The sequence below is a fragment of the Oxalobacter paeniformigenes genome (assembly GCF_027158465.1).
Classification (GTDB): Bacteria; Pseudomonadota; Gammaproteobacteria; order Burkholderiales; family Burkholderiaceae_D; genus Oxalobacter; species Oxalobacter paeniformigenes.
Map to the genome: position 1 here is coordinate 1 of NZ_JAMKYL010000008.1, position 20,660 is coordinate 20,660.

General features: G+C 53.0%; 18 protein-coding genes and 1 pseudogene. 14 read left to right on the plus strand and 5 right to left on the minus strand.

Translation table 11 applies throughout. From position 1 onward, the window contains the following. Positions 1-73: 73 nt before the first annotated feature. Together scpB and rluB are read left to right on the plus strand one after the other, a co-directional pair. Positions 74-595 (plus strand): annotated as a pseudogene (gene scpB / locus NAI64_RS08215) (SMC-Scp complex subunit ScpB); the annotation flags it as partial. A gap of 95 nt (positions 596-690) precedes the next feature. Beyond that, the gene (gene rluB / locus NAI64_RS08220; RefSeq protein WP_269299503.1) at positions 691-2,181 is read left to right on the plus strand and encodes a 23S rRNA pseudouridine(2605) synthase RluB; all 1,491 of its coding nucleotides are present in this window, start codon (positions 691-693) and stop codon (positions 2,179-2,181) included. A 4-nt stretch (positions 2,182-2,185) separates the two neighbouring features. On the opposite strand, the gene nth is transcribed toward rluB, so the two are convergent. The 4 genes from nth to fdxA all read right to left on the minus strand — a co-directional run bounded on the left by nth (position 2,186) and on the right by fdxA (position 5,151). Beyond that, positions 2,186-2,839, minus strand: coding sequence for an endonuclease III (gene nth, locus NAI64_RS08225; protein ID WP_269299505.1), 654 nt, complete (start codon positions 2,837-2,839; stop codon positions 2,186-2,188). 90 nt (positions 2,840-2,929) lie between these two features. Next, complete coding sequence (locus NAI64_RS08230) at positions 2,930-3,568, minus strand: RnfABCDGE type electron transport complex subunit B (protein ID WP_269299506.1); 639 nt, start codon at positions 3,566-3,568, stop codon at positions 2,930-2,932. 89 nt (positions 3,569-3,657) lie between these two features. Beyond that, complete coding sequence (locus tag NAI64_RS08235) at positions 3,658-4,716, minus strand: NAD(P)/FAD-dependent oxidoreductase (RefSeq protein ID WP_269299507.1); 1,059 nt, start codon at positions 4,714-4,716, stop codon at positions 3,658-3,660. Between the two features lie 111 nt (positions 4,717-4,827). Beyond that, positions 4,828-5,151 (minus strand): ferredoxin FdxA, encoded by a 324-nt coding sequence (gene fdxA, locus NAI64_RS08240; protein WP_269299509.1) that lies wholly within the window; start codon positions 5,149-5,151, stop codon positions 4,828-4,830. Positions 5,152-5,538: 387 nt separating this feature from the next. Between fdxA and tig the strand changes: the two genes are divergently transcribed. The 4 genes from tig (at position 5,539) to lon (ending at position 11,498) form a co-directional block, all read left to right on the plus strand. Then, positions 5,539-6,858 carry a trigger factor gene (tig, locus tag NAI64_RS08245; protein ID WP_269299511.1) on the plus strand — a complete coding sequence of 440 codons (1,320 nt, stop codon included), beginning with the start codon at positions 5,539-5,541 and terminating at the stop codon, positions 6,856-6,858. A 41-nt stretch (positions 6,859-6,899) separates the two neighbouring features. Then, positions 6,900-7,523 carry an ATP-dependent Clp endopeptidase proteolytic subunit ClpP gene (clpP, locus tag NAI64_RS08250; protein ID WP_269299513.1) on the plus strand — a complete coding sequence of 208 codons (624 nt, stop codon included), beginning with the start codon at positions 6,900-6,902 and terminating at the stop codon, positions 7,521-7,523. Between the two features lie 136 nt (positions 7,524-7,659). After that, complete coding sequence (gene clpX, locus NAI64_RS08255; protein WP_269299515.1) at positions 7,660-8,931, plus strand: ATP-dependent Clp protease ATP-binding subunit ClpX; 1,272 nt, start codon at positions 7,660-7,662, stop codon at positions 8,929-8,931. 152 nt (positions 8,932-9,083) lie between these two features. After that, positions 9,084-11,498 carry an endopeptidase La gene (lon, locus tag NAI64_RS08260; protein ID WP_269299517.1) on the plus strand — a complete coding sequence of 805 codons (2,415 nt, stop codon included), beginning with the start codon at positions 9,084-9,086 and terminating at the stop codon, positions 11,496-11,498. Between the two features lie 42 nt (positions 11,499-11,540). Here the strand turns inward: lon and NAI64_RS08265 are convergent, their stop codons facing one another. Beyond that, on the minus strand, positions 11,541-13,070 hold the full coding sequence (locus NAI64_RS08265) for an NAD(P)H-hydrate dehydratase (protein WP_269299519.1): 1,530 nt from the start codon (positions 13,068-13,070) through the stop codon (positions 11,541-11,543). A 278-nt stretch (positions 13,071-13,348) separates the two neighbouring features. Here NAI64_RS08265 and rpsB point away from each other — a divergent pair, with 278 nt between their 5' ends. The 8 genes from rpsB (at position 13,349) to rseP (ending at position 20,621) form a co-directional block, all read left to right on the plus strand. Beyond that, positions 13,349-14,086 carry a 30S ribosomal protein S2 gene (gene rpsB / locus NAI64_RS08270; RefSeq protein WP_269299521.1) on the plus strand — a complete coding sequence of 246 codons (738 nt, stop codon included), beginning with the start codon at positions 13,349-13,351 and terminating at the stop codon, positions 14,084-14,086. Between the two features lie 87 nt (positions 14,087-14,173). Next, a complete protein-coding gene (gene tsf / locus NAI64_RS08275; protein ID WP_269299522.1) occupies positions 14,174-15,082 on the plus strand; it encodes a translation elongation factor Ts in 909 nt (302 codons plus the stop codon). Positions 15,083-15,166: 84 nt separating this feature from the next. After that, positions 15,167-15,883: a UMP kinase gene (gene pyrH / locus NAI64_RS08280; RefSeq protein WP_269299523.1), complete on the plus strand. Its 717-nt coding sequence runs from the start codon at positions 15,167-15,169 to the stop codon at positions 15,881-15,883. Between the two features lie 65 nt (positions 15,884-15,948). Then, positions 15,949-16,509, plus strand: a complete 561-nt coding sequence (frr, locus tag NAI64_RS08285) for a ribosome recycling factor (protein ID WP_269299525.1) — start codon at positions 15,949-15,951, stop codon at positions 16,507-16,509. A gap of 10 nt (positions 16,510-16,519) precedes the next feature. Next, positions 16,520-17,233: a polyprenyl diphosphate synthase gene (uppS, locus tag NAI64_RS08290; RefSeq protein ID WP_269299528.1), complete on the plus strand. Its 714-nt coding sequence runs from the start codon at positions 16,520-16,522 to the stop codon at positions 17,231-17,233. A 4-nt stretch (positions 17,234-17,237) separates the two neighbouring features. Continuing rightward, a complete protein-coding gene (locus NAI64_RS08295) occupies positions 17,238-18,056 on the plus strand; it encodes a phosphatidate cytidylyltransferase (protein ID WP_269299529.1) in 819 nt (272 codons plus the stop codon). A gap of 4 nt (positions 18,057-18,060) precedes the next feature. Further along, complete coding sequence (ispC, locus tag NAI64_RS08300) at positions 18,061-19,248, plus strand: 1-deoxy-D-xylulose-5-phosphate reductoisomerase (RefSeq protein ID WP_269299530.1); 1,188 nt, start codon at positions 18,061-18,063, stop codon at positions 19,246-19,248. Beyond that, a complete protein-coding gene (gene rseP / locus NAI64_RS08305; RefSeq protein ID WP_269299532.1) occupies positions 19,245-20,621 on the plus strand; it encodes an RIP metalloprotease RseP in 1,377 nt (458 codons plus the stop codon). Before ispC ends, rseP begins: the two co-directional genes overlap by 4 nt. The last annotated feature ends 39 nt before the right edge of the window (positions 20,622-20,660 follow it).

The window sequence follows — 20,660 nt, forward strand, 5'->3', positions numbered from 1 at the left end:
AAGCATCGCTTTCACCGGTTCATATCATGGCAGTATGTCCGGTCGATAAAATGATCGGTTTTTCCTGGTTCGTATGAATACAAAAGAGGAAAAAATTATCCTCGAGGCGGCACTGTTGTGCACGCAGGAACCGTTGTCATTGCAGGATATCGCCAACATGTTCATGGATGGCAAAAACATGAACAGGATGGCCGTCTCGGATCGTTGCAGATCGCTGCTTGAAGAACTGAAACAGGACTGGGCAGGGAAAGGACTGGAGCTGGTGCAGGTCGCCAATGGATGGCGTTTCCAGAGCCGTGCGGAAATGAAGCCTTATCTTGAACGGCTGCGGCAGGAAAAACCACCGCGTTACAGCAGGGCCACCATGGAAATACTGGCGATCATCGCTTACAGCCAGCCGGTTACCCGTGGCGATATCGAACGTATCAGAGGAGTCGCCGTGAATACCCAGTCCATCCGGATGCTGGAAGAGCGTGGATGGATCGAAACGATCGGCTATCGTGAAGTGCCGGGGAGGCCTGCGCTTCTGGCGACGACGGCGCAGTTTCTCGACGATCTCGGACTGAAGTCTCTGGAAGAATTGCCGCCATTGCAGGCGTTGCAGGAAATGGATATCGATCCGTCGTGACATATATGCCGTTTTCGCGGCAAGACGGTTTCATGACGAAGGGTTGTAATGATTGCATGAGCATGATTGAAATGAATGAAGAAATGGATTTGACGTTATCACAGGCCGACAGTGTGGAAACGGTGTCGGAAGGCATGCCGGAAAAGAAAAAGACCCGGAAGAAAAGAACGGTACGTAATGTCGCCGAAAAACGTGCCGTATCGGAAAGCGCATTGCAGACGGGTGAGGAAGTGCGCAAGGAACAGGCGGATGACGGCATGGATGGCGAATCGTTCGCCAACGGTGGCAAGAATGCACAGATTGCGACGGCCGGAGGGAAAAAGGGTACGACAAAGCGAGTACGTTCCGGCAATGCAGCCAAAGCGGGCAAACATCCGGCAGCGGGAACTGGCGGAAACGATGATGTGTTCCGTTTCGTCGTCTCCGGTGAATTCGACAAGGTTAACGGTGAAACTGAAGGCACGGCTGCCGGAAAGGGCAGTGCATCGAACAAACCCAGAAAGCTCAGACGTGAACTGACGGCAGAAGACGATGCACCGAAGCTGCACAAGGTGCTGGCCGATGCAGGGTTGGGGTCCAGACGAGATATGGAAGAACTGATCGTTTCCGGACGTGTTTCGGTCAATGGTGAACCGGCACATATCGGGCAACGTATTTTGCCGACTGATCAGGTCAGGATCAACGGAAAACTGATTCAGCGCAAGATCGCCAAAAGTTTGCCCAAAGTGCTGATTTATCACAAACCGGCAGGTGAAATCGTCAGTCGTGACGATCCTGAAAAACGGCCATCGGTATTCGACGGATTGCCGTCTCTCAAAAACAGCAAATGGCTGGCTGTCGGCAGGCTGGACTTCAATACGGAAGGCTTGCTGCTTTTTACCAATTCGGGGGATCTCGCCAACCGGCTGATGCATCCGCGGTACAACATCGAACGTGAATATGCGGTGCGGACACTTGGTGAGCTGGAAGAGAGTATGCGTCAGAAATTGTTATCGGGTGTCGAGCTGGGCGATGGTATCGGCCAGTTTTCCCGGATCGCAGACGGTGGTGGCGAAGGGGTCAACAAGTGGTATCGTGTCACGATCGGCGAAGGGCGCAATCGTGAAGTCCGTCGCATGTTCGAGGCGGTCGGTCTGACCGTATCGCGCCTGATCCGTACGCGCTATGGGTCGGTTACGCTCCCGCAGTCGCTCAAGCGCGGACGTTGGGAAGAACTGGATGAAAATACTGTCCGCGCGATGCTGCGCATGCTGGGAATGGAAAGCAAAACGGACAAGAAATCGTCCGATGGCAGCAAGTCGCGCAAAAACAGTACCAGATATCCGGCTGTCCAGAAACCTGAAGTATTGTCCATGCATGAATGGCAAGTGCCGGTCCAGTCGCAGAAAAAAACCGGAAACCAGAAGGGGGGCGGACGCAACCGCCAGCCCGATCCACTGCAGACCACATTCGGTTATGTCGGTATGGAATCGCAGGGAATGAAAGGCGGATTTGTGCAGCAGCGTGGCAGAGGACGTGGTCAGCAGGGTCAGCCAAGACGGCGCGACAGATAAACTTTCATGCCGGCGGCAGGTTCGCTGCCGGCGTCTTGTCGGGATATTCGCACAAATCCCGGATCGGACACTCATCGCACCGGAAAGACCGTGCCTTGCAGACATAGCGGCCATGAAGCAGCAGCCAGTGGTGCGCGTCATGCATGAAGCGTTCCGGAATGACAGCGACCAGTCGGCTTTCGACTTCCAGCACGGTTTTGCCTGGCGCCAGATTCGTACGGTTCGCGACCCGGAAGATATGGGTATCGACTGCCATCGTATTTTGGCCAAAGGCTGCGTTCAGTACGACATTGGCGGTTTTGCGACCGACACCGGGGAGTGCCTCGAGCGAAGCACGGTCGGCAGGCACTTCGCCATGATGTTTTTCCAGCAATATTTCCGACATTTTCACGATATTGCGTGATTTCGTCGGATACAGATTGATCGTTTTCACATAGGGCATCAGGCCGTCGGCTCCCAGCCGGACGATCGCTTCCGGTGTATTGGCAACCGGATACAGTTTTTCCGTTGCCTTGTTCACGGAAATATCGGTGGCCTGCGCAGAGAGCATGACGGCGACCAGCAATTCATAGGGTGACTGGAATTGCAGCTCGGAGCGTGGATTCGGATTGATTTTCTTGAAACGCTCGAACAGCTCGGTGACTTTTTCAGGACTCATGGCATAACGTGAAAAGTGGGAAACGGTATGATGCCACTTTTCCGGATATCATGCTGCGGAAGTCGCAGAGCAGACGTGTTTGCTCTGCAGTCACAAGGATGTGCCGGACGGCGGCGTTTTGTTGGCGTGTGTACGTGCCAGGATTTTTTTGAGAATATCCGATTTTTTTTGTACCTGTTTTGCGTCGGATGATCGTGCGGTTTCCTGTCGCGCTTCACGTTGCAGTCGTTCAATATGCCGTTCATAGCGCATTTTTGCGGTTTGTGCCTGTTCGGGCGACCATGCATCCCAGCCGGTTTTCGTACCGCTGGCCGGTTTCATGATGATACAGTCGACCGGACAGCGTGCAAGGCAGCGTTCGCAGCCGGTACAGTGCGTGGACAGTACCGTATGAGTCATGTTAGCCGCGCCGACGATGGCGTCGAACGGACAAGTCTGGATGCAAATGGTACAACCGGTGCATTTCGATTCATCGATGGTGGCGACTGCGCGTGGTTTTTCCGTTCCACAGGATGTATCCAGCGGCAGCGCAGGCATTCCTGTCAGGTCGGCCAGTCTGCGAATACCGGTCTGTCCGCCTGTCGGACAACGATTGATGGCTGTAGTACCTGCCGCGATCGCTTCGGCATAAGCTCTGCAATGATCGTAACCGCATTGCCCGCATTGCGTTTGTGGCAATAATGACAGAATGTCTTCTGCGGATACCCTGTTTTTACCGGCGGCAGTCATGTTGGGATTTCGTTATCTCGAAGTGGCGTGACAAAGAGCGAAAAAAAGCCGTTAACCGGTGGTTAACGGCATGAACAGTGATATTTCGTTCAGTCGAAAACCGGCGTTTCGACTCCGAGCACCTTGTGCAGCTTCGGCGAAGTCGTCGTATATTGCAAATGGATTTTCTTTTGCGGGAATACGAATGGCGCAGCGGCAAAGGCGGCCAGTGCGGCTTCATGAAAGCCCGATAGAATCAGTTTTTTCTTGCCCGGATAGATGTTGATGTCTCCGACCGCGAAAATACCAGGGATGTTGGTCATGAATTTTTCAGTATCGACGACGATCTGGCGCCGGTCGATTTCCAGTCCCCAGTCGGCGATCGGGCCCAGTTTGGGGGACAATCCGTAAAATACCAGCAGGCAGTCCAGCGGGACGCGGCGGGTGACGCCGTCCAGGCCGGTGACCTTGATTTCGGTCAGTTTGCCGTCTTTTGCTTCGAAACCGGTGACTTGTCCCGTGATGGCTTGCATGCAGAAGTCTTCGCACAAGGCTTTCATTTTGGAAACAGAGGCCGGTGCGGCGCGGTATTCTTCGCGACGATGCAGCAAAACGACCGATTCGGCGACGTCAACGAGTTTGAGCGACCAGTCAAGCGCAGAGTCGCCGCCACCGCAAACCACCAGATTTTTGCCTCTGAAAAATTCCGGATCCTTTACACGATAGAAAAGCTGGGAACCTTCGAATTGTTCGATGCCGTCCAGTTTCAGGGTACGTGGCTGGAAGGCACCGACGCCGGCCGCAATGAATACAGTTTTGGTGATGAAGCGGGTGCCGATCGATGTTTCGAGATCGAAACGGCCGTCTTCACGGCGTTCGACTTTCACGACTTCCTGTCCCAGATGGAAGGTCGGCGAAAACGGTTCGATCTGTTTCATCAGGTTTTCGGTCAGTTCCAGACCGGTACAGCTGGGCACAGCGGGAATGTCGTAAATCGGTTTGTCAGGATACAGTTCGACGCACTGACCGCCGACGACGGGTAATGAGTCAATGACGTGTGCCTTGATTTCGAGCAGGCCGAGTTCGAAGACCTGAAACAGCCCGACAGGGCCGGCACCGACGATGACGGCATCGGCTTCGATGGGCATGTTGTCAACTTTAGCTTCCATTGTGGGTGGGATTCCTGTGAGATACCGGGTTGCATGACAACCGTCGCCGTCATCAGGCGAATGCACAAGATAGGGCTGTCCTGCAACAACCGTATGGGTGTTGAGAGAAATTTATTTAATCAGATGAATAATCTTGTTCTTGACGTCTTTCCATGTATCCGCGTCGGGCATGGGATCTTTCGAGCGAGTGATCGTCGGCCATTTTTTCGCGAGTTCCGCATTCAATGCGATGTACTGCTGCTGGTCGGCCGGCACGTCTTCCTCGGCGAAAATGGCTTCGGTAGGACATTCCGGGACACAGACGGCACAATCGATACATTCGTCCGGGTTGATCACCAATGTGTTGGGACCTTCGTGGAAACAATCGACCGGACATACATCCACACAGTCTGTATATTTGCAGAGTACGCAGGCGTCGGTGACAACGTGGGTCATAAACTGTCCTCTTGGTTATTCAATAGTTGACCGGTTTGATAAGGCAATTTGGAATGACGCGGTCCTGTAAAACCCATTATTTTAAATTAAATAACGCTATCCCACAAATGGGTAATGAGAAAAGATCGCAATATCAGGGTGTTCCGGAATCCGCGCACGACGTTGCAAGCGCTGTTCGAATGCGCTCGTTGTCAACAGAATTTTGCTGCAAACTGCCAATTTCGGATAGAATGTCGAACTGTTTTTATGGATAATTGCCTTTTGTCCGCGTTTCCCGTGGCGTCCGCGCCCGGTGATGCAGACGGGGGCATGTTTATTTTTGCAAATACAAAACGGTTCCGAGATCGCTGGCCGGTGCAGGAATCCCCTATTTTTTGGAATAGATACATGGCAAACGCTGTTGAAAACCTGGAAAAGCTCGAAAGACGTCTGACTATCACTCTCCCTATTAGCGACATTACGACTGAAGTTGAAAAACGGCTGAAAGAACGCGCTCGCACTGCCAAGGCACCGGGTTTCAGACCTGGCAAAGTGCCGATGAAGATGGTCGCGCAGCAATATGGTGCGTACTACCATAATGAAGTCCTGAACGAAAAGGTCAGTGCTGCTTTCAGCAAGGCCGTCGAGGAAAACGGTCTCAAGATTGCCGGCGCGCCGCGTTTTGATGAAAAGACCGGTGACGACGTCGCCAAGGATGAAGTCGCATTCTATGCCACTTTCGAAGTGTATCCGGAAGTGAAAATCGGTGATCTGGGTACGGTCGAGCTGGAAAAGGCCGTTGCAACCGTAACCGATGCCGAAGTGGACAAAACCATCGAAATCCTGAGAAAACGTCAGGCGCACTTCCATGCCAAGGAAGGCGACAATGTAACGGCAGAAGACGGTGATCGTGTCACGATCGATTTCACCGGCCGTATCGACGGTGTTGAATTTGAAGGCGGGAAGGCCGAAGGTTTTCCGTTCGTGCTGGGTGAAAAACAGATGTTGCCCGAATTCGAGGCTGCCATTCGTGGTATGAAAGTCGGTGAAACGAAAGTGTTCCCGCTGACGTTCCCTGAAAACTATCATGGCAAGGATGTCGCCGGCAAGGCCGCCGAATTTACCGTAAAGGTCAACAAGATCGAACAGGCTCACCTGCCGGAAGTCAATGAGGAATTCGCCAAGGCACTGGGCGTTCAGGATGGTAACGTCGCCAAGTTGCGTGAAGATATCGAAACGAACCTCAAACGTGAAGTCAAGAACCGTTTGACCGCCATCAACAAGAACCGTGTGATGGATGCGCTTATCAAGGTTTCCGAATTCGACGTACCGCAGTCGCTGGTCAAACATGAAATCGGCGAGCTGACCGAATTGACCCGTCGCGATCTGGCTATCCGCAATCCGGCACAAAAAGATATCGCTCTGCCTCCCGAACTGTTTACTGCACAGGCAGAACGTCGTGTCCGTTTGGGCCTGCTCCTGGGCGAATTGATGAAAGACAATGTTCTGGCCGTTTCCGATGATAAGCTCAAGGAAAGAGCAACCGAAATCGCATCCAGCTATGAGCATCCGAAGATGGTTATGGATTACTATCTGAATGAACCGAGCCGTCGCAAGGAACTGGAGTCCATGCTGATGGAAGAAAATGCAGTGGATTATGTGTTCAGCAAGGCCAAGGTCGTTGAAAAAGAAATGTCTTTCGATGAGCTGATGGCTCAGCAGATGTAATCCGGAATAACGGATTTTCGCTAGATTGAACAGGAATTGACATGACACAGTTTCGTGATTCTGCGCTGGATACCAGTATGCTGGGCATGATCCCCATGGTGATCGAACAGAGTGGCCGTGGTGAAAGAGCCTTCGATATCTATTCACGGCTTTTGAAGGAACGGATCATTTTTCTGGTAGGCCCTGTGACGGATCAGAGCGCGAATTTGATCGTTGCACAGTTGCTGTTTCTGGAAAGCGAAAATCCGGAAAAGGATATTTCGCTTTATATCAATTCGCCGGGCGGGTCCGTCTCGGCAGGTATGGCCATATACGATACGATGCAGTTTATCCGGCCGCAGGTTTCGACGTTGTGTACCGGGCTGGCTGCCTCGATGGGCGCTTTTCTGCTGGCTGCAGGCGCGAAAGGGAAACGCTTTTCATTGCCCAATTCGCGGATCATGATCCACCAGCCGTCCGGTGGTGCGCAAGGTCAGGCAACCGATATCGAAATCCATGCACGCGAAATTCTGTATTTGCGTGAACGTCTGAATGGCATCCTGTCGGAAAACACGGGAAAGCCCATCGAACAGATCGCACGCGATACGGAAAGAGACAATTTCATGTCGGCCGACGAAGCGAAAAGCTACGGGCTGATCGACGAGGTCCTGATCAGACGGAACTGACAGGCGGCCTGTTTGCAAAACAGCCCGAACGTCATGTTCGGGCGTTTTTTTCGATGCCGTCTGTCATGAATCCCGCTTTGTGTTATCTTCTTATCCGTCATTTTCCTGTTGAATCTTTATACCTGCACGAATACTCATGTCTGAAAACAAATCCACACCTGCCGAAAAGACGCTTTATTGCTCGTTTTGCGGAAAGAGTCAGAACGAAGTGAAAAAGTTGATCGCGGGCCCCTCTGTCTATATTTGTGACGAGTGTATTGATTTATGCAATGACATTATCCGTGATGAGTTGCTCGCTCCGGAACAGGACAGGGAAAAGGGGTCCGAATTGCCGACGCCAAGGGAAATTTGCCAGTTGCTCGACCAGTATGTGATCGGTCAGGAACAGGCAAAGAAAATCCTGTCTGTCGCGGTTTACAATCATTACAAGCGGCTGAAGTATTATGGCGGGAAGAACGATGATGTCGAACTGGCCAAAAGCAATATTTTGCTGGTTGGCCCGACGGGTTCAGGCAAGACGCTTCTGGCACAAACATTGGCGCGCATGCTCAATGTTCCCTTCGTGATTGCCGATGCCACCACACTGACAGAAGCGGGTTATGTCGGTGAGGATGTCGAAAACATCATCCAGAAATTGCTCCAGAATTGCGACTACGACGTCGAAAAGGCGCAGCGCGGCATCGTCTATATCGACGAAATCGATAAAATTTCGCGCAAGTCCGACAATCCTTCCATTACCCGTGACGTGTCGGGAGAAGGGGTGCAGCAAGCCTTGCTCAAGCTGGTTGAAGGTACCATAGCGTCAGTGCCGCCGCAGGGCGGACGCAAGCATCCGAACCAGGATTTCATCCAGGTCGATACGTCGAATATCATGTTCATTTGCGGAGGCGCTTTCGACGGACTGGGCAAGATCATTGCAAACCGTTCGGAAAAGGGGGGTATCGGTTTTTCGGCGACCGTTAAAAGTCCGAGTGAAAGAACGGCTAGCGAGATGCTTTTGAATGTCGAACCGGAAGATTTGATCAAGTTCGGACTGATCCCGGAACTGATCGGCAGACTTCCTGTCGTCGCTGTGTTGAACGATCTGACGGAAGAGGCGCTGGTCGATATTCTGGTCAAACCCAAAAACGCTCTGGTGAAACAATATACGAAACTGCTTGAAATGGAAGGTACCGAGCTGGAAATAAGTCCGGAAGCGTTGCGTGCTATTGCGCGCAAGGCGCTGGAACGCAAGACCGGGGCCCGGGGACTGCGCTCCATTATGGAACAGTTGCTGCTTGATGTGATGTACAACCTGCCGACAGAGAAAGATGTCGTCAAGGTGGTCATCGATGAAAATGCCGTCACACATGAAACGAAACCTTTGCTGATTTATCGGGACAAAGAGGAAACGGTTGTCCGGGATTGAACGGTCAGGGGCCGGCAGGGCCGGCGATATTTCCGTTTTGAAGGCAGATGTATCCATCTGCCTTATAGCTTTCAGTAATATTTGCGATATGGGTCTTGTAATTTCGGGAAACGGACCAATATCACCACTATGCTTGTTACATAAGGTTTGTCATGATGACTTCAACAGATAAAAAGCCGTCTAGATTTCCATTGCTTCCGCTCAGGGATGTCGTGGTTTTTCCGCATATGGTCATCCCGTTGTTTGTGGGAAGGCACAAGTCCATACATGCGCTTGAAGCGGCAATGGAAACCGAAAAAACCATTATGCTCGCAGCCCAGAAAACCGCGGCAAAAGATGATCCGGGTGCTGATGATATTTACGAAATCGGATGCTTGGCGACGGTATTGCAGATGCTCAAACTGCCTGACGGAACAGTCAAGGTGCTGGTTGAAGGGGTGCAGCGTGCCAGAATCGAACATGTCGAGGCTGGTGAAAACCATTTGCTGGCCGATGTTTCTCCGGTCGATTCCGTCAGTGAAAGCGAACCGGAAATCGAAGCCATGCGGCGTGCGATCGTCCAGCAGTTCGACCAGTATGTCAAACTGAACAAGAAGATTCCTCAGGAAGTGGTCGCATCCCTGTCGTCAATAGAGGAACCCGGACGTTTCGCTGATACGATCGCCGCGCATTTGCCGCTGAAGCTGGAACAGAAACAGGTCGTTCTCGAAATGGTCAAGATCGAGCGCCGGCTTGAATACCTGCTGGAACGGATTGAAGGCGAACTCGATATCATGCAGGTCGAAAAACGTATCCGTGGCCGGGTCAAACGCCAGATGGAAAAATCGCAACGCGAATACTATCTGAATGAACAGGTCAAGGCCATTCAGCGTGAACTGGGTGAAGGTGAGGAAGGCGCCGATCTCGAGGAGCTGGAAAAACGGATCATCGCCGCCAAAATGCCCAAGGAAGCCAAGGACAAGGCCATGGGAGAATTGCGCAAGCTCAAATCCATGTCGCCGATGTCAGCCGAAGCGACGGTCGTCAGAAACTATATCGAAACGCTGGTTTCACTTCCATGGCGGAAAAAATCCAAGGTCAGCAACGATCTGGCCAATGCGGAAAGGGTGCTGGACAACGATCATTACGGGCTGGAAAAGGTCAAGGAACGTATTCTGGAATATCTGGCTGTCCAGCAGCGTGTGGACAAGGTCAAGGCGCCGATTCTGTGCTTTGTCGGGCCGCCGGGAGTCGGCAAGACATCGCTTGGACAGTCGATCGCGCGTGCGACCAACCGCAAGTATGTCCGTATGGCGTTGGGTGGCGTGCGCGATGAGGCGGAAATCCGTGGCCATCGCCGAACCTATATCGGTGCTATGCCTGGCAAGATTTTGCAGAGTCTGGTCAAGGCAGGGGTTCGCAATCCGCTGTTTTTGCTTGATGAGGTGGACAAGATCGGTGCAGATTTTCGTGGCGATCCGGCAGCCGCTCTGCTGGAAGTGCTGGATCCGGAACAAAATCACACTTTTTCCGACCACTATGTCGAGGTGGACTTCGATTTGTCGGATGTGATGTTCATCGCGACATCCAATTCCTACAATATTCCGCCCGCATTGCTGGACAGAATGGAAGTCATCCGTCTGTCGGGTTATACGGAAGATGAAAAAACCAGTATCGCACAGCGGTATCTGCTGCCCAAGCAGATGAAAGGCAATGGCCTGAAGGATACCGAATTGTCGATTACTGAAGCGGCGATTCGCGACATCATCCGGTATTACACCCGGGAAGCCGGTGTACGTGCACTGGAACGGGAAATTTCCAAGATTTGCCGGAAGGTCGTCAAGATGATGCTGCTCAAGAAACAGCAGCGCAAAGTCGTCGTGACACCCAAGAATATGGACAAGTTCCTGGGCGTGAAACAGTTCGATTTCGGCGTTGCCGAAAAGGAAAACCAGATCGGTGAAGTGACCGGACTGGCTTGGACGGAAGTCGGTGGCGAACTGTTGACGATCGAGGCGGTGACGGTTCCGGGCAAGGGACAGATTATCCGGACGGGAACGCTGGGTGACGTGATGAAAGAATCCATTGAGGCAGCACGGACAGTTGTCAGAAGCCGTGCGAATAATCTCGGCATCAAAAACGAGGCTTTCGAGAAAAAGGATATCCATATTCACGTGCCGGAAGGAGCGACTCCGAAGGATGGCCCGTCTGCCGGTATTTCGATGGCGACGGCGCTGGTGTCGGTGTTCAGCGGCATACCTGTCAGGGCCGATGTTGCCATGACTGGGGAAATCACTTTGCGTGGCGAAGTGCTTCCGATCGGTGGTTTGAAGGAAAAACTGCTGGCAGCGTTGCGTGGTGGTATCAAGAAAGTGGTGATTCCGCAGGAAAACGTCAAGGATCTGGCGGAAATTCCGGACAATGTCAAAAACAAGCTGGAAATCATTCCGGTACGCTGGATCGACAAGGTCTGGGAGATTGCGCTGGAACGTCAGCCGGAACCGATTACGGAAGAACAACCTGCCGTGCCGGTAGCAGCCGACAAGCCGGAAAACAATGTCAGTGGCGGCAATGTGGTGACGCACTGATTGCTTGCAGGAATGAAAAACCCCGGTCAAACCGGGGTTTTTTTATGAATGTGTTGCAGCGATCAGTTCGTTGAGCAGGACGCGTGCGACCGGTGCGATTTCGCCGGCAGTGATGCCGATACACCCCATGTGTGCCTGTGCCAGACGGTCGGCAGCCTTGCCATGCAGCCAGACGGCAGCCAATGCCGCTTCCCATGCATGCCAGCCCTGCGCGAGCAAGCTGCCCGTCATGCCGGAAAGGACGTCTCCGGTGCCGGCAGTGGCCAGTCCCGGGTTGCCGGTAGGGTTGATGACGGTTTTGCCGTCCGGCGAGCAGATAACGGTGCCGGAGCCTTTCAGAACGGTAATGGCATGGTATTTTTTCGTCAGCATGCGTGCTGCCTTGAGCCGATCCGACTGGACGGTTTTGCTGTCGGTTCCCAGAAGGCGTGCAGCCTCGAGGGGATGCGGTGTGATGATGGTTGGTGCTCGGCGTTCTGCCATAGACTGCTGCAGGTCGGCGTCATCGGACAGGATGTTCAGTGCGTCGGCGTCGAAAACGGCAGGCTGGTTCGATTCGATGACCCGAGTCAGGTATTTGCGCGCAGGTGCTGATGTTCCCAATCCGGGGCCGATGACGGTGACGTCGGTTGCGAAGTCGAAGCGATGTGCTGCACGGAACATCAGTTCCGGACTGACGGGGTCGTAGGCGGGTGGATCGTTCAGATAAACGGCGTAGCACAGACCGGTACCGCAATACAGGGCTGCGCGGGCAGCCAGTACCGGAGCCCCCGTCATGCCTGGCGCACCTCCGATGATGGCGAGTCTGCCATAACTGCCTTTATGGGTATCGTGACGGCGTGGTGTCAGGAAGGTTCGGAAGAGTTCCGGGCCGTTCAGCCAGCACTGTGTATCAGGAAAACAGGCTTTGTCCACATCCAGACTGGCGATATGGACTTCACCTGCGTGGTCACGTCCTTTTCCGGTGTGCAATCCGGGTTTGTCTGCGATGAACGTGATGGTATGCGTAGCACGGATGGCGACGGCATCGTCACCGACGACATTGCCGGTGTCGGCATTCAGGCCACTGGGGACGTCCAGCGCCAGAATGGGACAGGGCAGTGTATTGACAATTTCGACGAGCTGGCTGCGACTGCCGGTCAGCGCTTCTTTCAGGCCGATACCGAACATGCCGTCGACGACAAGCGACCATTGCCGGCCACTGATCGATTCAAGCGTGGTATTGAGCGAGAGGGCATCTTCCCAGTGAATGGCGCTTTTGACGGCTTTTTGCCTTGCCATGCGTGCTTCTTCAGGTTCGCGTTTTTTCCGGTTGGCAACGAGCAGTACCGAGACATGAATGCCTGCATCGGCCAGCAGCGTGGCCATTTCCAGGGCGTCTCCGCCATTGTTTCCGGGGCCTGCCAATACGAGAACCTTTCCCGGGGTATCATCACCTTGTTGGGAGAGGATTGACAATGCGAGATCGGCTGCTTTGCGGCCGGCGCGTTGCATCAGGGTTCCCTTGGGCAGTTCGGCAAGCGCCGTTTGTTCGATGGTACGGACGGCCTTGATGGAATATAGGGCGTTCATGGCAGACTCCGGAAAGAATATTAAAAGTCGGCAATGGTTTCATTATGCGGCATATGATGCATATGGTGCAGCCCCCGAAGGCGGAAAAGGATTTTGTGCCACGTTTTCGTGTCTTTTTGCGGTGTGCTCCCTTCAAGAGAAACGGTTTTTACAGTACAATGACGAACTCTTGAAATTTTTCAAGACCTTATTTTGTTTTTCAATCGCGAATCCGGCCTGAAAGGGTGCCCGCATGTCGGGTGTTTGGGCGGATTCAAGACCTAACCCTGGAGATTACTATGTCTGTTACCATGCGTGAAATGCTGGAAGCCGGTGTGCATTTCGGCCATCAAACCCGTTTCTGGAATCCGAAGATGGCTCCTTTCATCTTCGGCCATCGCAACAAAATCCATATCGTCAATCTGGAAAAGACGCTGACCATGTATAACGACGCGATGAATTACATCCGTCAGCTGGCAGCCAATCGCGGTACCATTTTGATGGTCGGAACGAAACGGCAGGCCCGCGACATCATCGCCAGCGAAGCGCAGCGTGCCGGTATGCCATATGTCGACCAGCGTTGGCTGGGCGGCATGTTGACCAACTTCAAGACGATCCGTACTTCCATCAAGCGCCTGAAAGATATGGAAGCGGCCATCGAGGACGGCACGGTCGATAAAATGAGCAAGAAAGAAGGCCTGATGTTCCAGCGCGAAGTGGCCAAGCTGCAGAAATCCATTGGCGGTATCAAGGATATGAACGGTTTGCCTGACGCACTTTTCGTCGTCGATGTCGGTTACCACAAGGGTGCCGTTACCGAAGCAGCCAAGCTCGGTATCCCGGTAATCGGTGTTGTCGATACGAATCATTCGCCTGAAGGACTGGCTTATGTCATTCCGGGCAACGATGATTCATCCAAGGCTATCCAGCTGTATGCACGTGGTGTTGCCGATGCAATTCTCGAAGGTCGCGCCAGCGCCATGCAGGAAGTGCTGGAAACCATCAAGGGCGAAGAAGCCGCTGAAGAAAGCAAGTAATCGTACCGGTTTTCCGGCAAAAGCCGGAAAACCGGCTGGAACATTCAGTCAAACGGGGGCTATTGCCCCCTCTGTGAGGAGAACAGTATGGCAGTCATTACAGCAGCTATGGTGGGTCAGCTGCGAGCAAAAACCGATGCCCCGATGATGGAATGCAAAAAGGCATTGACCGAGGCAAACGGTGACATGCAGAAAGCGGAAGATATTCTGCGTGTCAAACTGGGCAACAAGGCTTCGAAAGCTTCCAGCCGTATCGCGGCAGAAGGTGTTATCGCGATTCATGTCGACGGCAATACGGCAGCTATCGCCGAAGTCAATTGCGAAACCGATTTCGTGACGAAAAACGATGACTTCATCGCGCTGGCCAATTCCTGCGCCAAGTTGGTTGCGGAAAACAATCCTGCCGATGTCGCAGCGTTGTCCGCATTGCCGCTGAACGGCAAGACGGTTGAACAGGAACGTACTGATTTGGTCGGTCGTATCGGTGAAAACATGTCCATCCGCCGTTTCGCACGTCATCAGAGCGATGTGAAGATCGCTTCGTATCTGCATGGTTCACGTATCGGCGTGATCGTCGAATACGATGGTCCGGACGAACAGGTCGGCAAGGATGTAGCGATGCATATCGCCGCCATGAAGCCGGCAGCCCTCTCGGCCGAACAGGTCGATCCGGCACTGATCGAACGGGAACGTACGATCGCCAAGCAGAAAGCGGATGAAGATGCCGCCAAGGCAGTGGCCGAAGGCAAGAAAGCGCAGCCAGCCGACATTGTGGCGCGTCGTGTCGAAGGTTCTGTTCAGAAATTCCTCAAGGAAGTTTCATTGCTGAACCAGCCGTTCGTCAAGAACGACAAGCAATCGGTCGGCCAGATGCTGAAAGAAAAGAATACGACGATCAAGTCTTATACCCTTTATGTCGTGGGTGAAGGGCTTGAGAAGAAGTCGGATGATTTCGCAGCGGAAGTGGCCGCACAGATGGCTGCAGCCAAGGCGTGATTTTTGCAAACGGGCCGAAAGGCCCGTTTTGCTAGGGATTTGCATTTTTCATTGTGTTAAGGCGGTAGGAAAAGGAAATCGGTTATGACCAGTCCACTATACAAGCGGGTTCTTCTGAAATTGTCGGGCGAAGCACTCATGGGAGAAGATCAGTTCGGTATCAATCGTGCTTCGATCGAACAGATGGTCGGGGATGTGGTCGATGCCGTCAATCTCGGCGTGGAAATGGCGATTGTCATCGGTGGCGGCAATATTTTCCGTGGTGTCGCACCGGGTGCCAAGGGAATGGACCGGGCGACGGCCGATTATATGGGGATGCTGGCGACGGTGATCAATTCGCTGGCACTGGCCGACGCAATGGAACAAAATGGTCTGACGGCTCGTGTCATGTCCGCCATCGGTATTGATCAGGTAGTTGAATCCTATGTCAGACCGAAGGCGCTTCAATATCTGGAAGAAGGCAAGGTCGTCGTTTTTGCAGCCGGTACCGGCAATCCTTTTTTCACCACGGATACGGCAGCGGCGCTGCGTGGTGCTGAAATGGGAGCGGAAATCGTACTGAAGGCCACCAAGGTGGATGGCGTATACAGTGCAGATCCCATGAAGGATGCCTCGGCGACGCGTTATTCGCATATCACGTTCGATGAGGCGATTGAAAAACATCTCGAAGTGATGGATGCAGCGGCCTTTGCGTTATGTCGTGACCAGAAGTTGCCGATCAAGATTTTCTCGATTCTCAAGCACGGAGCGCTGAAACGGGTGTTGCTGGGCGAGGATGAGGGGACACTGGTCCATCTTTGAGATGGAAACGCTATAATGCCGGTGCCTGTTCTCTTTTTACCGTTTATTTTGCAAGAGGATGACTCATGAGTATTGCCGATATCAAGAAAAATGCCGAACAGAAAATGAACAAGTCGGTGGAATCGCTGAAAGCCGACCTGGCAAAAGTCCGTACCGGACGGGCGCATACCGGCATTCTCGACCATATCCAGGTCGATTATTACGGCACGCCGACACAGATCAACCAGGTGGCCAACGTGACGCTGATCGATGCACGGACCATTTCCGTCCAGCCATGGGAAAAGAAGATGGTCAATGTGATCGAAAAAGCGATCCGTGACTCCGATTTGGGGCTCAATCCTTCGTCTGTCGGCGATATCATCCGTGTACCAACGCCACCGCTGACGGAAGAACGGCGCAAGGAAATGGTCAAACTGGTCAAGACGGAAGGCGAAGATGCCAAGGTTGCTGTCCGCAATATCCGTCGTGATGCCAATGAATCGCTGAAAAAGATGGTCAAGGAAAAGGAATGCTCCGAGGACGATGAACGTCGTGCACAGGACGATATCCAGAAACTGACTGACAAATTTGTGCAGCAGATCGACAAGCTGTTGATTGAAAAAGAAAAAGAAGTCATGACGGTTTGACGGTTTCGTCATGTCTGACAAGAGAGTGATGCCGCGCCATATCGCCATCGTGATGGATGGTAATGGCCGCTGGGCGAAAAAACGTTTTTTGCCACGGATTGCGGGACATGCCAGGGGGGTTGAGGCGATCAGGCGTACGATCGAGGGGTGTCTGGCGCGTGGAATCGAATATCTGACGGTATTCGCCTTCAGTTCGGAAAACTGGAACAGGCCCAGCGAGGAAGTCGGTTTTCTGATGAATCTGTTCATGGCGACGCTGGAAAAGGAAACGGACAGATTGCATGCCAACCGTATCCGGTTGAAAGTGGTCGGTGATACCAGTCGTTTCGCACCTGAACTGCAGGATGCGATCGTTCGTGCACAGAAGAAGACGGCAGACAATTCGGCACTGACCCTGACGGTTTGCGCCAATTACGGTGGGCAGTGGGATATCCTGCAGGCGGCACGTCATCTCATTCGAAATGGTATCGGTGCAGAAGAAATGACGACGGAACGGCTGGCATCGTCGCTGGCATTGTCGTATGCACCGGATCCGGACCTGTTTATCCGGACAGGCGGCGAAAAACGGATATCAAATTTTCTGCTCTGGCAATTGGCCTATACCGAGTTATACTTTACAGATACTTACTGGCCCGATTTCGACGACAGCGAGCTGGAAAAAGCGATCGTTTCATTCCAGACAAGAGAAAGACGATTCGGAAAAACAAGCGAACAACTGGTGTAAGCCGATGCTGAAAAAACGCATATATACGGCCGTCTGTCTTGCCGCCGTCCTGTTTCTGATTCTGTGGTCACAGAACGAGTGGCTGTTCAAACTCTTTCTGCTGGCCTTTTTTTGTGCAGCTTCCTGGGAAAACGCCAGATTGTTCGGCAACCGCAGTCCGGTTGTCGTTGCTGTTCTGGCGGGTCTCGTTTTTGCCGGATTGTCGCTGTGGCTGACGGAAGAGATTTGCATCTGGTTCGCAATCGTATCGGTCGTTATCTGGATACTTTATCTCATACCGTCCCTGTTTCGGGAGTTGCCGGTACAAGGTAGCATATCAGGGCGTCTTTACCAGTTCCTGTACTGGGTCTCCATTCTGGGCAGTTTCCTTGCGGTTTATATGTTGTATAACCAGTCGGCATTATTGTTGTTGTCGGTGTTGAAAATCGTCTGGCTGGCTGATATCGGAGCCTATTTTGCAGGGCGCGCTTTCGGCAAGCACAAGCTCGCACCATCCATTTCTCCAGGAAAGACATGGGAAGGTGTGATCGGTGGAGTTGTCGCCGTATTGCTGGTCGCTTCCTGCGTGTTGTGTTTCACGACATGGCAGACGACACTGGCCGCAAGAATTTTCGAGAAATACGGCTGGATCGCCATGATTTGCGGTCTGGTTGCGTTGGTCGCCTTGAGTATTCTGGGCGATCTGCTCGAATCCAAACTGAAACGGCGTGCCGGTATGAAGGACAGCAGTCAGTTGTTGCCGGGGCATGGCGGGGTGCTGGATCGGATTGATTCGCTGATTCCCGTACTACCGCTGGCGCTTTTATTGGGGATGTGGTTGTAAAATCATGGCAGCGGTTCCGCAACGTATTACCGTGCTGGGTTCCACCGGGTCTATCGGCGTATCCACACTGGATGTTCTGGCCCGGCATCCCGAACAGTATACCGTTTATGCACTGACGGCCAACCGGCGTGTGGACGCATTGCTTCGGCAATGCGAACGTTTTTTGCCGGAAATCGCAGTGGTTGGCAATGCGGCGGACGCTGCGGTGCTTGAACGGAATTTGCGTGCAAAAGGTATCCGGACGGAAGTGGCCTATGGCGAAAAAGCATTGTGTGATGTCGCCGCATCAGACCATTGCGATGCAGTCATGGCGGCGATTGTCGGCGCGGCCGGTCTGGCGCCGGCTTTGGCGGCCGCACGTACCGGCAAGAAAGTCATGCTGGCCAACAAGGAAGCGCTGGTCATGTCAGGGCAGCTGTTTATCGATGCGGTTCTGGCCAGCGGAGCCACGCTCCTGCCGATAGACAGCGAGCACAATGCCATTTTCCAGTGCTTGCCATCACGCTACAAGCGCTCTCCCCATGAGCATGGGGTATCCAAAATCGTGCTGACGGCATCCGGCGGCCCTTTTCTGCACCGTCCGGTCGATACGCTCGACAGTGTGACGCCAGAGCAGGCGATTGCCCATCCACGCTGGATCATGGGCCGTAAAATATCGGTCGATTCGGCTACAATGATGAACAAGGGGCTGGAAGTGATCGAAGCGCACTGGCTGTTCGGGATCCCGGCCGGCAGAATTGATGTCGTGATTCATCCGCAAAGCGTTATTCATTCCATGGTGTCCTATGTGGATGGATCAGTCATCGCACAGCTGGGCAATCCGGATATGCGAATTCCTATCGCGCATGCGCTGGCTTATCCGGACAGAATGTTTTCCGGTGTGAAACCGCTTGATCTGGCGCAAATCGGGACATTGCAGTTCGAGTCACCTGATTTTGCACGTTTTCCATGTCTCAAACTGGCGTATGATGCACTCAGAACCGGTGGCGCGACACCGGCGATCCTGAATGCAGCAAATGAAGTCGCCGTTCAGGCTTTTCTGGAACAGCGTATCAGTTTCCGACGTATCGACGACGTGGTTGCACGTGTTCTGGACAAGGTGACAACGGAAAGTTCGATTACGGGAATCGACAGCGTGTTAATGCATGACCGCGCAGCCCGAACGGTCGCCACGAATCTGATTTTGCAATGATATTCATTCAAACATTACTGGCATTTGTCCTGGCCTTGTCGGTACTGATCGTGATTCATGAATTGGGCCATTACTGGATGGCACGGCTGTGCAATGTGAAAGTTTTGCGTTTTTCACTGGGAATGGGCAAAATTTTGTACAGTCGCCGTTTCGGTCCTGACCAGACTGAATGGGCGATTTCCTTGTTGCCGCTGGGCGGCTATGTCAAATTGCTGGACGCGCGTGCAGACGATCTGGATGCGGTTTCGCCCGAAGACAGGAAACGGGAGTTCACAAGCCAGAGCGTATGGCGGCGTATGGCCATTATCGCGGCAGGCCCGCTGGCCAATTTCGTCTTGGCTGTTTTTGTGCTGACGGGTTTGTATATATATGGTATGCCGGAACCGGTGGCGAGATTGCGTGAAGTGCCGGAAAATACCGTGGCGTACCAGGCCGGATTGCGTGGCGGTGAAACGATCATAGCGATTGACGGAGTGCCGATCCACAACTGGCAGGAAGTGCGCTGGAAACTGACCGAAGTCCTGATGGAAGAGCGTCCGGCGGTTTCGTTGACCTATCGGCTTCCTGGAGACGCTGGAGACGATGCTGCCGGTTCTTCAACCTCAACCGCGATTATTCCGACGCATCATGTATCTATCGACGATGTGGACAAGGATTTTATCGGCAAGCTGGGTTTGTCAGTAGAACGTCCTCCTGCGGTTATCGGTCCTGTCAGCAAGCAGGGGGTGGCGCAAAAAGCAGGTCTGCAAACAGGTGACAGGGTTTTGGCCGTCAATGGCAAACCGATACTGGATTCGCTGGCTCTCGTGAACTGTATCCGGTCTTCACCGGGACAGACACTGGCATTGGAGGTATTGCGTGACGGAAAGCCGTACGAAATTACACTGATACCGCAAGCTCGCCCGGAAAAGGACAATCTGGTCGGAAAAATCGATGCAGGTATTTCCGTCATGCCGGAGATGACTGTTTTGCGTTACAGTATTCCCGTCGCTTTTCTGGAAGGTGCTTACAAAACCTGGGAGACTTCGGTCATTACGGTAAAAATGATCGGCAAGATGATTACCGGTGATGTATCGCTGAAGAATATTACCGGTCCGATTGCCATCGCCGATTATGCAGGGCAGACAGCACGAGCTGGCCTGATCCGGTATCTGCATTTCATTGTTTTTATCAGTATCAGTATCGGGGTGATGAATTTGCTGCCGATACCAGTGTTGGATGGCGGTCTTTTGCTGTATTATGCTGTGGAAATTGTCTCCGGTGGTTCCATTCCGGAGAAAGTGGCCGATATCGGTTACAAAATCGGCATCGGTATTCTCGGGATCCTGTTGCTGGTTGCTGTGTTCAACGACGTCGTGCGTCTTTTTTTCTGAATGGTGCCAGGAAGGATTGCCGGTTTCTGTAAGTGTCTT